Below are 11844 nucleotides of genomic sequence, written 5' to 3' on the forward strand. Positions count from 1 at the left end.
GTTTGACTGCTCAACGCATCGTCATGCCCGGCCTTGGGCCGGGCATCCACGTCTTTCTGTCCATCGACAGCGTAAAGAGGTGGATGGCCGGGACAAGCCCGGCCATGACGGGGGTATCCAGAATCTACGCCTTCGGCGGCGATGGCCATGGCCGTTGCGGGCCGCGCAGGCCCTCGAACGCCTTGGCCATGCCGAGCACGCCGAGATCGTCGAAGCGGCGGCCGATGATCTGCACGCCGATCGGGAAGCCCTTGCTGTCATTACCGCCATTGATCGAGACGGCCGGATTCTCCGACATATTCCACGGCACGGTGTAGGCGATGTGCTCGAACGGCTTGTCGGGGTCGTTGATCGGTGCGGCGAATTCGGCGGGGAAGTTCACCACCGGCGATACCGGAGAAACTACATAGTCCAGGTCGTGGAATAGCTTTGCTGCCGCCGCGCGGATCGCCATCGTGGCGTTGAAGCCCCTGATGACGTCCACGCCGGAAAGTCTTGCGCCGGCCTCCGCCCATCTGAGGATGTAGGGCAGCGCCTTGCCTCGTTCCTCGGGCGACAGTTTCGAAAGATCGTCCCACAACCGGGCCCGCCAGAAATTATCGAGCCCGTCGAGCATCTCGCGCGTCAAAATGCCGTCGACTTCGGTCACGACGGCGCCGGCGGATTCGAACGCCTTGGCCGCACTGACGACAACGCTTCGCACTTCCTGCTCAAGCGGCTGGCCGGTGCCGGGATCGAGCATCAGGCCGATGCGCAGCTTGCGCGGTGACTTATCGAGTGTCTTCCAGTGAATGCTGCTGTCGGCCGGCAGGCTCATGCCGTCGCGGCGATCGGGTTTCGCCAGCACGCACATCATCAGCGCCGCATCGTCGACGGTGCGGGTCATGGGACCTGCGACGCGGCCGACATAGGGCGGATCGATCGGAACGCGCCCGAGGCTCGGCTTCAGCGCGACGAGACCGCACCAGCAGGCCGGGAGCCGTACCGAGCCGCCGATGTCGGTGCCGAGATGCAGCGGGCCGTAACCGGCCGCGGCTGCCGCGCCTGCGCCGGCGGAGGAGCCGCCGGGATTCTTGGCTAGGTCCCACGGGTTGCGGGTGAGGGGATGGAAACTGGAAAGGCCGGACGACAGCATGCCGTAGTCCGGCATCGTCGTCTTGGAGAAGATGATGGCGCCGGATTCACGCAACCGCGCGGCGGGCGGCGCATCCTTCTCTGCCGGTACCAGCCTGACACTGGCAGCACCCAGCGGGATCGGCTGGCCCTTGGTCGCGATATTGTCCTTGATGGTAACAGGCACGCCGTCGAGCGCGCCTGCGGGCTCTTCCCTCTGCCAGCGATCGGTCGAAGCCTTCGCGGCAGCGCGAGCGCCGTCGGGATCGAACAAATAGAGCGCCTTGATGTGCGGCTCCCACGCCGCGACATGCTCAATCACTTCGTCCAGCACTTCCGACGGCGAGAACTGCCTGGCGCGATAGCCGGCGATCAGGTCGGTGGCGGAGAGGTCGTGCAGCGAGGTGACTTCTTCCTCGGGGGCTGGTTTATGCATGCGAACCTACCGGGAGTCGGGTTTCGATAATGCGGGCGAACATGCTGGCGCCGATCGGCAGGATCTTGTCGTCGAGCACGTAGCCTGGATTGTGCACCGGCACCGAGCCGTCATGGCCGATCCAGAAATAGGCGCCGGGCACCACCTGCATCATGTCGGCGAAATCCTCGCTTCCCATCTTCGGCGTCGCGCGCGTGAAGACGTTGGACGGATCGACCACGGTCTTCGCCACCGCCTCGACCACCCTGGACTGCTCTTCCTTGTTGACGAGGACGCTGAACGTGTCGCGGATGTCGATGGCTATTTCGCACTCGAACGTCGCGGCAACGCCCGCGCAGATCTTGCGCATGCGGTCGCGGACCAGCGCGCGCACGCCGTCGTCGAAGGCGCGCACGGTGCCGCCAAGCCTGGCGTCGCCGGGGATCACATTGTTGGCAGAGCCGGCATGGATCTGGGTGACCGACAGCACGGCCGCCTTCAGGGGATCGACGTTGCGGCTAACGATGGTCTGCAGCGCCTGCGCAAGCGTGGTCGCGATCACCACCGCATCCTTCGACCGCTCCGGCATCGCGCCATGCGCGCCGTAACCCTGGATGGTGATGTCGAAGAAGTCGGCGCCGGCCATCGCCGGTCCCGGCAGGATCGCGATCTCGCCGTAGTTCAGGTCGGGCGCATTGTGCAGCCCGTAGACCTCGTCGCAGGGAAATTTCTGGAATAGGCCGTCCTTGATCATGGCGCGTGCGCCGCCCAAGCCTTCCTCGGCCGGCTGGAAGATGAAATGGACGGTGCCGTCAAAATTCTTGGTCTCGGCCAGATAGCGGGCGGTGCCGAGCAGCATCGTGGTGTGGCCGTCATGGCCGCAGCCGTGGAAGCGGCCGGGAATGGTCGAGCGCCATTTCAGGTTGGTATTCTCCTCCATCGGCAGCGCGTCCATGTCGGCGCGCAGGCCGATGCGCTTGCCGCCGTTGCCCTTGCCCGTGAGGACGCCGATCACGCCGGTGCCGCCGAGGCCGCGGTGGACCTCGATGCCCCATCCCTTCAGCTTCTCCGCGACGATGCCGGAGGTGCGCACTTCCTCAAAACCGATCTCGGGATGGGCATGCAGATCGCGTCTGATGGCGGTGAGTTCCTCGGCATAGCCGTCGATGCGTTCGATAGTGGGCATGTCTGTTATCCCGTGACTGAAGCGGTTGCGCGTAATGGGGCGGATGGGGTGAAGGCGGGGCCGTTCGGCTTGATGCGGATGCCGGGACGAAGCCGCGTCCAGGGGAGAGTAGCTGTATCGGCCGGCATCGCGCCGGGGGCGGCGCAGATCAGGAGTTTTTCGGCGATCGGTTCGAAATCGGCGCGGAAATGCACCGAGCTCTTGTTGACCAGGATTTTCTGTTCGGTCGGCTCGATGCCGACATAGCGGTACATCGATTGATCGGCGAGCTGCGCCTTGTAGGAGCCGACGACCACTCTGACGTCATCGATGCGCAGGCAGGCCGACGGCCCCATGTCCATGTCGCGCCCGCCGTAGTAGGGGCCTGGCGCGACGAACTTTCCGTCCGACAGCTTTTCGACGACGAAAGTTTCCTTGTATGGCGCATCGCCTGATATGCCCGACTTGCCGCCGAGATCGAGCGTGACCGTGGCGCCGACGCCCGCCGCATGCGCGGCCCTAGCCGACTCCGGATCGTAGATCACACCGGTCGCGGCACGGGACGCCTTGTTGCGTACCAGCGCACGCAGCATGCCCGTGGTATCGGAATCGCCGCCGGCCCCGGGATTGTCCTGGGTGTCGGCGATAATGATCGGCCTGGTCGCCGATTTCGCCAGCTCCATGGCGAGGCGCACGCCATCATCGGGCGAATAGATGCGGCCATCAAAATCGTCCTCATGGCTCTCAACGAGCGCGACGATCTTGTCGGCTGCGGCGTCGGCGTCGGCCTGCGTCTTTCCATAGGCGAACACGCTCGGGCCGCAATGTGCGAAATCCGCCGCCGGAAAGCCGGGCGCAAAGGACAGCGCCGGCACCGCGTCGCTTTCGAGCGCGGCGAGCTTTTCATAGATGCCCCGGGTCGGCTGGTCGTTGGTGCATTGCCAACTGATCGGGATCAGGAACGGCAATTGCCGGAACGCTTTTGCAAAACGCTGCTTCGTCTTGAGCATTAGCGCCAGGTGTCTTGCACAGGCGCGGCCGGTATCGGCCATGTCGATGTGGGGGTAGGTGCGGTAGGCGATCAGTGCATCGGCATGCGCGACCATTTCGGGCGAGACGTTGGCGTGGAGATCGAGGCTTGCGACCAGCGGCAGATCGGTGCCGATCACCTTGCGCACGCGGGCGAGAATTTCGCCTTCGCCGTCGTCATAATGTTCGGTCACCATGGCGCCGTGCAGATCGAGATAGACGGCATCGATCGGTCCGGCCGCAGCGATGCCGTCGACCATCTCCTTCATGATGCGTTCGAAGGCATCCTTGGTGACGTGCGCCGATGGGCTGGCGGCCGCGGAGATCGTAGGCTTCAGCTCCCAGCCATTGGCTTCGGCCGCCTCGACGAAGCCGGCAAGGCCGACATTGATCTTGCGCATGACCTTGAGCACATCGGAGCCGTGAGCCATCGCCGGCCAGCCGCCGCCGTGAACGAAATCCTGGTAGGTCGCCCTGGTCGGCGCGAAAGTGTTGGTCTCGTGCAGAAAGCCGCCGACGGCGATGCGAGTCATTTTACCTCAGCCAGTGATTTTGGTTGGGGGACGTTAAGCGGGACATCGTGGCAAGCGCAAGCAGTGAAGCAATTCCGTTTTGCATGCCGCGTGGTACGGAATAGCTACGCGAAGCAAAACGAATTTGAGAGCTCGTCATTCCGGGATGGTCCGAAGGACCAGACCCGGAATCTCGAGATTCTCAGGGGCGCAAGGGCGTCCCATAGTTCGATGCTGCGCATCGCCCCGGAATGACGGTGAGCTTGATTATTCAGCCGCGACTTCCACCGGCCGGAAATTGGCAAAATCCCAGCCTCGTCCCGGCGCGGCATCGAGGAGGGCGCGGGTATAGGCCTGCTGCGGATGGGTCAGCACCTGCGCCGCCGGGCCCTGTTCCACAATCCGGCCATGTTGCATCACGGCGACGTCGTCGCAGATTTGCGCGGCGACACGGAGGTCATGGGTGATGAACAGCAGCGCAATACCCAGCCGCTGCTGGATTTCGTCGAGCAGTTCGAGCACCTGCGCCTGCACGGAGACGTCGAGCGCCGACACGGCTTCGTCCGCAACGAGAACGTCGGGATCGAGCGCCAGCGCGCGCGCAATCGCAATGCGCTGGCGCTGGCCGCCGGAGAACTGATGCGGGTAGCGCGAGATCGCATCCGCCGGCAGATCGACCAGTTCGAGCAGTTCGCGCGCCTTTGCCAGCGCTTCCGCGCGCGGCATGCCGTAATTGATCGGGCCCTCTGCGATGGTTTCGCCGACGGTGACGCGCGGATTGAGCGAGCGGTAAGGGTCCTGGAAGATGATCTGGATCTTCTTGCGGTGCGGCTGCAATAGCCGCCGTGACAGCTCGGAGATCTCGCGGCCGGCAAGACGCACGCCGCCTGAAGTGGGATCGATCAGGCGGACGATGCAGCGCGCCACGGTCGACTTGCCGGAGCCGCTCTCGCCGACGATGCCGAGCGTGCGGCCCTTGCGCAGGGTAAGGGTGACGTCCTTGGCGGCCGCGACCTCGCGGGCTTTGCCGAAGAAGGAGCGCTCGCGATAGACCTTGCCCAGTTCGTTGGTTTCCAGCACGACGGGCTCTTCGGTCTCCGCCCGCGGCGCCCGCGGCACCAGGCTCGGCACCGAAGAGAGCAGGTTGCGGGTGTATTCCATCGCCGGCGTGCGCAGGATGCCGTCGAGCGTGCCGGTCTCGACCAACCGGCCGTAGCGCATCACGGCGACGCGGTCGGCGATCTCGGCGACGACGCCCATGTCGTGGGTGATGAACAGCACCGCGGTGCCGTGATCGCGCTGCAGGTCGCGGATCAGGGTGAGGATCTGCTTCTGCGTGGTGACGTCCAGCGCCGTCGTCGGCTCGTCCGCGATCAGGAGTTTCGGTTCGAGTACCAGCGCCATCGCAATCATGATGCGCTGGCGCTGTCCGCCGGACAGCCGGTGCGGGTAGGAGGCGAAGATGCGCTCCACGTCGGGCAGCCGGACGTGCTCCATCATCGCCAGAATCTTCTGGCGCCGCGCGCGGGCGTCGAGATCGGTATGAACGCGCAAGACTTCGTCGATCTGACGGCCGACCGGGACGACCGGGTTCAACGCCGTCATCGGCTCCTGGAAAATCATCGCCATCCGGGTGGCGCGCAATTGGCGCAGCCGCCGGTCGCTGGCGGTCAGCAGTTCCTCGCCGACCAGCTTGACGCTGCCGCTCGAGGGCACCAGCGCGCCTTTCTGCAAGAGCCCCATCACGGTCAGCGAGGTCACGGACTTGCCGGAGCCGCTTTCGCCGACCACGCACAGTGTCTCGCCTTCGCGTACCTGTAAGGAGACGCCGTCGATGATGCGCTGGCCGGAAGGATTCTTGCCGAGGCCGACGACGAGATTGTCGATGTCGAGAACGATGTCTTTCATCTTGTATTTCTCAGCCGTCATTGCGAGGAGCGCAGCGATGTTCAGGGGTTGTCATTCCGGGGCGATGCGACGCATCGAACCCGGAATCTCGAGATTCCGGGTCTGGTGCTTGCGCACCATCCCGGAATGACGGCTTCAATTGTATTGAAGCCGTCATTTGCTGGCCTCGCGCTGCTTCATGCGCGGATCGAGCGCATCGCGGGCGGCATCGCCGATCAAGTTGACGCTCAGAATGGCGATCGACAGCAGCAGGCCCGGCCAGAAGATCAGCGACGGCTTGACCTGGAAGTAGGCGCGGCCCTCGGCCATGATGTTGCCCCAGGTCGGCGTTTCCGGGCTGATGCCGGCGCCGAGGAACGACAGGATCGCCTCGGTGAGAATGGCGGAAGCGCAGACGTAGGTGCCTTGCACGATCAGCGGGGCCACCGTGTTCGGCATCAAATGCCGCCACATGATCTTGGGCAGGCTGGTGCCGACCGAGATCGCGGCTTCCACATAAGGCTCCTCGCGCGCCGACAGCACGACCGAGCGCACCAGCCGCGCTACGCGCGGAATTTCGGGGATGGTGATCGCGACCATCACTGTCATCAGGCTGGCGCCGGACAGCGACACCACCGCGATCGCGAGCAAAATGCTTGGGATCGCCATCAGGCCGTCCATCACCCGCATCATCACGGCGTCGACCCATCTGAAGAAGCCGGAGACGAGGCCGATCACGAGCCCGATGCCGATGGAGAAGATCGCCGCGCCAAGGCCGATCAGGAGCGAAATCCGCCCGCCATAGATGATGCGCGACAGCACGTCGCGGCCATAAGCGTCGGTGCCGAGCAGGAACTGCGCGCTTGATGGCTTCAGCCGCTGCGCCGGCGCCAGCAATTGCGGATCGTGCGGCGCAAGCAGCGGCGCCAGAATGGCTATGGCGATGATCAGCGCGAGACACACGGTCGCGACCGCAATGATCGGCGTCGCCGTGAGGAATCCCAGTTTCGGCCGGAATGGCGTGGTGACCGGGATTGACGGTTCGGGAAGGGTATCGATCGCCATCAGTAGCGAATCCTCGGGTCAAGCAGGGTGTAGGCGACGTCGATCAGCAGATTGACGGTGACATAGATCAGCGACGTCAGAAGGATCATCGCCTGGATTACGGGATAATCGCGCGCCAGCACGGCGTCGACGGTGAGGCGGCCGATGCCAGGCAGGTTGAACACGCTCTCGGTAACGACGACGCCGGAAATCAGCAGCGCGAAACCTGTTCCGATCACGGTGATGACGGGCACGGCGGCGTTGCGCAGCGCGTGGTGCAGCAGCACTCCGGTCTCGCTGATGCCTTTGGCGCGCGCGGTGCGGACGTAATCCTCCCCCAGCACGTCGAGCATCGCTGCCCGCGTCATGCGTGCGATCAGCGCGACATAGATAAAGGACAGCGTGCAGGTCGGCAGGATGATGCGCTCGAAGAACGGGCCGAAGCCTGCCGTGATGCTGCGGAAGCCCTGCACCGGCACCCAGCGCAGTTCGATCGCAAAGATCTGGATCAGCATGTAACCGATCACGAACACCGGCACGGAGAAGCCGACCACCGACAACCCCATCACGAAGCGGTCGATCCAGGTGCCGTGTTTCCACGCGGCGACGACGCCGAGCGGCACCGCTACGACGATCGCCAGGATGATGGTGGAAAGGGCAATCGAGATCGACGGCTCGACGCGCTGGCTGATCATCTTCAAGACCGGCACGTTCGAGATCAGCGACACGCCGAGATCGCCTTGCAGCAGCTTTCCGATCCAGGTGAAGAACTGGGTGTAGAGCGGTTCATTGAGGCCGAGCGAGGTGCGGATGCGATCGAGCTGTTCCGGCGTCGCATTATCGCCGGCCAGAATCGCGGCGGGATCGCCGGGCGTCAGCCGCAGCAAGAGAAACACAAACAGCGCGACCACGCCCATCACGGGAATGGCGGCGAGAATGCGGCGAAGCAGATATCCGAGCATCTTGATCCGTTAGTTGTGGGTGAATTGGGCAGCGCCGGTTCTGAACGTGATCTCCGAGCCGCCAGCGTAGCATTTCAGCAAGTCCCGTGCCATTGCGCCTGCGTTTTTTGCGATGCAGCTAAGCGGTTAGAGAGCTCTCCACCGTCATTGCCTGCGACAAACGCAACGCGTTTGCGCAAGGGAGCGACAGCGACGAAGCAATCCAACTTTCTCAACGCGGCACCATGGATTGCTTCGCTTCGCTCGCAATGACGGTGGAGAGACCACCATCACTCCAGATTGCTTCCTCGCTTCGCTCATCGCAATGACGGTAAGAGTGTAGCCCGGGTGAAGCGAAGCGAAACCCGGGGCGGTATCTCCCGGATTGCGCTTCGCTCCATCCGGGCTACGCCTCAACAATCCATTACTCCAGTGTCGCCAGGAGTCCCGCCATCAGGCGGCCGCGTTCGGCGAGGCTGTCGACCTCGATATGCTCGTTCAGCGTATGGGCGTCGGCGCCGCGGACGCCGAGGCCGTCGAGCGTCGGTATGCCCATGGCGCCGGTAAAATTGCCGTCGGAACCGCCGCCGGCGCTGCCATGGGGCAGCTCGATGCCCATCTGCGCGGCAACCCCGCGCGCCTTTTCGTATAACGCCATGGTGCCGGCATCAGGTTCCCACACCGGGCGGGTCACGCCGCGCGTTACGGTAAAGGTCACATCGTTGCTGTTGCCGGACAGCGCCAGCATGCGCTCGATGCCGCGATCGAGATCGGCCTGGCGCTTGGCCATGCTCAGGGCCTCGCCGGTGCAGGTGGTGGCGACGCAATTGACCCATTGGCCGCCATGCACGATGCCGACCGAGAATGTACAATCTTCGGTCGTCATGCCGTCGATCGCTATAATCTGGCGTGCCATTTCGCGGATCGCGGAGCGGCCGGACGAGAGCGTCGCGCCGGCGTGGCTCGGCCGGCCGACGGCTTCCAGATTGAAACGCGCAATTGCATAGCGCCCGGTGACGACGCCGTTATTGGGCCGTCCCGGCTCCGGCACCAGCACATATTTGTTGCGCGCGGCCTCTGCCTCGATGATGTCTCGGGTCGAGGGCGTGCCGACTTCCTCGTCGGGCGTGAACAGCACGGTGATCGGCAGCGGCGTCGTAAAGGCAGCGCGCGCGAGTTGCCGGATCGCTTCCAGCGAGAGGTAATTGCCGCCCTTCATGTCGAAGATGCCGGGGCCGAAGCACTTGTTGCCCTCGCGCCGCCATTTCAGCTTCTCGATCGTGCCGACCGGGTGGACGGTGTCGAGGTGGCCGGCGATCAGGATGCCGGGCTCTCCTTGCTTGGGATGCGGAAAGCGGGCGCGAACGCAGCCGGCAAAACCCTGGCGGCCGGCGATGCGCTCGATGGTCGCACCCATGATCGCCATGTCGCGCGCGGCGAGGTCGAGCATGCGCTCGACCGCGCTTGCGTCCCAGGTCGGGCTTTCGCATTCCACCCAGCCGCGCAGCCCCTGCAGCATGGCCTCGGAATCAAAGGGAAGATTGGCTGGGTTCATAGACTTCTCTTGGTTTTCTTATGTTGGTTTTCGAACAAGCGGGCACCGGGCCTCGCCGCATACGAGAATGATCTCGTGCGGATTTGTAAAGTGAAACATGAACGCGGGGCTGCGCGCATCCGAAGGGGCGGCCACGCCATCAAAGCCGATTGACGCGCCCCGCGCTTGATGCAAGTCTTCAAATATCCAAGATTTACAGCGTGTTAGTTCGCCCAAATAACGAACCGCATGCATAATGAATCAGCGGGCTTTGACCAGTTTCACGTCAGGAGAAATCGAATGTTCCACATCATGCGTTGGAAACGTCCCACGATAGCATCCGCTCTGTCGGTGCTTGCGCTTTCGGTGGCGCTGACATCGCTGGCCCCGATGTCGCAGGTCATGGCGAAAGGCAAGACCATCACCGCGGTGATGCATTCCGACCTGCGCGTCATCGATCCCGGTTTCACCACCGCCTACATCACCCGCGACCATGGCTACATGGTCTACGACACGCTGCTGGCGACCGACTCCAATTTCAAGATCCAGCCGCAGATGGCCGATTGGAAGGTCAGCGATGACAAGCTGACTTACACCTTCACGCTGCGCGACGGCTTGAAGTGGCACGATGGCCAGCCGGTCACGGCGGAAGATTGCGTCGCCTCGCTGAAGCGTTGGGGCCGCAACGACACGATGGGCCAGAAGCTGATGGATTTCGTCGCCAGCCTGGAGCCGATCGACGCCAAGAGCTTTGCGCTGAAACTGAAGGAGCCCTACGGCCTGGTGCTGGAATCGATCGGCAAGCCGTCGTCCTACACGCCGTTCATGATGCCGAAGCGGCTAGCGGAAACGCCGGCCGGGCAGCAGATCAAGGAGCAGGTCGGCTCCGGTCCGTTCAAGTTCGTGCAGGCGGAGTTCCAGCCAGGCGTGAAGGCGGTCTATGAAAAGAATGCCGACTACGTGCCTCGCAAGGAGCCGCCGAGCTGGACCTCTGGCGGCAAGGTGGTCAAGGTCGACCGCGTCGAATGGATCACCATGCCGGACGCGCAGACTGCGGTGAACGCCCTGCAGTCGGGCGATATCGACTTCATGGAGAATCTGCCGTTCGACTTGCTGCCGGTGCTGGAGGCGAACAAGGACATCAAGGTCGACGTTCTCAACAAGTTCGGCTTCCAGACTCTGGGACGGATGAACTATCTCCATCCGCCCTTCGACAACGTCAAGGTTCGCCGCGCGGCCTTTCTGGCCATGAAGCAGAAGGACGTGCTCGATGCGCTGGTCGGCAATCCCAAGTATCAGAAGCTCTGCGGTGCGATCTTTGTGTGCGACACGCCGCTGGCGAGCGACGTCGGTGCCGAGAGCCTGGTCAAGGGCAATGGCATGGCGGAGGCGAAGAAGCTGCTCGCCGAGTCCGGCTATGATGGCACGCCGATCGTGATCATGGCGCCCGGCGACGTCGTGACGCTCAAGGCGCAGCCGATCGTCGCAGCGCAGTTGCTCCGTGATGCCGGCTTCAAGGTCGATCTGCAGGCCACCGACTGGCAGACCGTGGTGACCCGCCGCGCCAGCCAGAAGCCGCCGAAGGAAGGCGGCTGGAACATGTTCTTCACCAACTGGGTCGCCGCCGACGTTTCCAATCCCGTGGGCAACGCTTCAGTCTCCGGCCGCGGCAAGAACGGCGGCTGGTTCGGCTGGGCCGAAGATGCCAAGATCGAAGAACTCCGCGACAAGTTTGCGCGTTCCGGCTCTGCGGATGAGCAGAAGAAGATCGCTGCCGACATCCAGAAGCAGGCCTACGAACAGGTGATCTACATTCCGCTCGGCCAGTATCTGATCCCGAGCGGCTGGCGCAAATCGCTCACCGGCATCGTCGACGGCCCGGCGACGCCGGTGTTCTGGAACATCGACAAGAGCGAGTAGGGGCGCGCGACGGTTCAGGTCAGACAACAGAAAACGCGACGGAGGTTGTCCTCCGTCGCGTTTTCGTTTGTTCAGCTACCGTCAACGTTCAGCAATGGCTGTCGCGCACCAGTTCCGGTCCGTCGTTCAAAAGCGGCGGCTGGATTTGCGGCGGTTGAGCTTGCGGTGGCCGCTCATTCCGCGGCGGTTTGCGCCTGGTGGCGGCAGGCTTGTCCTGATGTTGTTCGTCGGCCATTTGTCATGCTCCATTTTGTGCATGACAACATTTTTATCGGCAGTGCGTT

Annotated in this window: 9 protein-coding genes; 1 reads left to right on the forward strand and 8 read right to left on the reverse strand. The window is 63.6% G+C overall.

The genetic code is table 11. The features are described 5' to 3' along the window. Positions 1–124: 124 nt before the first annotated feature. The 7 genes from GWE18_RS05990 to GWE18_RS06020 form a co-directional block, all read right to left on the reverse strand. Positions 125–1549: an amidase gene (locus tag GWE18_RS05990; protein ID WP_275184879.1), complete on the reverse strand. Its 1425-nt coding sequence runs from the start codon at positions 1547–1549 to the stop codon at positions 125–127. Beyond that, positions 1542–2714 (reverse strand): M20 aminoacylase family protein, encoded by a 1173-nt coding sequence (locus GWE18_RS05995; protein WP_275184880.1) that lies wholly within the window; start codon positions 2712–2714, stop codon positions 1542–1544. The genes GWE18_RS05990 and GWE18_RS05995 overlap by 8 nt, the downstream gene beginning before the upstream one ends. A 5-nt stretch (positions 2715–2719) precedes the next feature. Beyond that, on the reverse strand, positions 2720–4255 hold the full coding sequence (locus GWE18_RS06000; RefSeq protein WP_275184881.1) for a M81 family metallopeptidase: 1536 nt from the start codon (positions 4253–4255) through the stop codon (positions 2720–2722). A gap of 246 nt (positions 4256–4501) precedes the next feature. Continuing rightward, positions 4502–6142, reverse strand: coding sequence for an ABC transporter ATP-binding protein (locus GWE18_RS06005; protein WP_275184882.1), 1641 nt, complete (start codon positions 6140–6142; stop codon positions 4502–4504). A gap of 153 nt (positions 6143–6295) precedes the next feature. Continuing rightward, positions 6296–7186 (reverse strand): ABC transporter permease, encoded by an 891-nt coding sequence (locus GWE18_RS06010; RefSeq protein WP_275184883.1) that lies wholly within the window; start codon positions 7184–7186, stop codon positions 6296–6298. Next, a complete protein-coding gene (locus GWE18_RS06015) occupies positions 7186–8127 on the reverse strand; it encodes an ABC transporter permease (RefSeq protein ID WP_275184884.1) in 942 nt (313 codons plus the stop codon). Before GWE18_RS06015 ends, GWE18_RS06010 begins: the two co-directional genes overlap by 1 nt. 403 nt (positions 8128–8530) lie before the next feature. Beyond that, positions 8531–9661 carry a M20/M25/M40 family metallo-hydrolase gene (locus GWE18_RS06020; RefSeq protein WP_275184885.1) on the reverse strand — a complete coding sequence of 377 codons (1131 nt, stop codon included), beginning with the start codon at positions 9659–9661 and terminating at the stop codon, positions 8531–8533. Positions 9662–9940: 279 nt separating this feature from the next. Between GWE18_RS06020 and GWE18_RS06025 the strand changes: the two genes are divergently transcribed. Continuing rightward, positions 9941–11560, forward strand: a complete 1620-nt coding sequence (locus GWE18_RS06025) for an ABC transporter substrate-binding protein (RefSeq protein WP_275184886.1) — start codon at positions 9941–9943, stop codon at positions 11558–11560. Between the two features lie 88 nt (positions 11561–11648). Here GWE18_RS06025 and GWE18_RS06030 read toward each other — a convergent pair whose 3' ends face one another. Next, on the reverse strand, positions 11649–11795 hold the full coding sequence (locus tag GWE18_RS06030; protein ID WP_275184887.1) for a hypothetical protein: 147 nt from the start codon (positions 11793–11795) through the stop codon (positions 11649–11651). Positions 11796–11844: the final 49 nt, after the last annotated feature.

Origin of the sequence: Bradyrhizobium sp. CSA112, from assembly GCF_029051645.1 — a bacterium.
Taxonomy (GTDB): Bacteria; Pseudomonadota; Alphaproteobacteria; order Rhizobiales; family Xanthobacteraceae; genus Bradyrhizobium.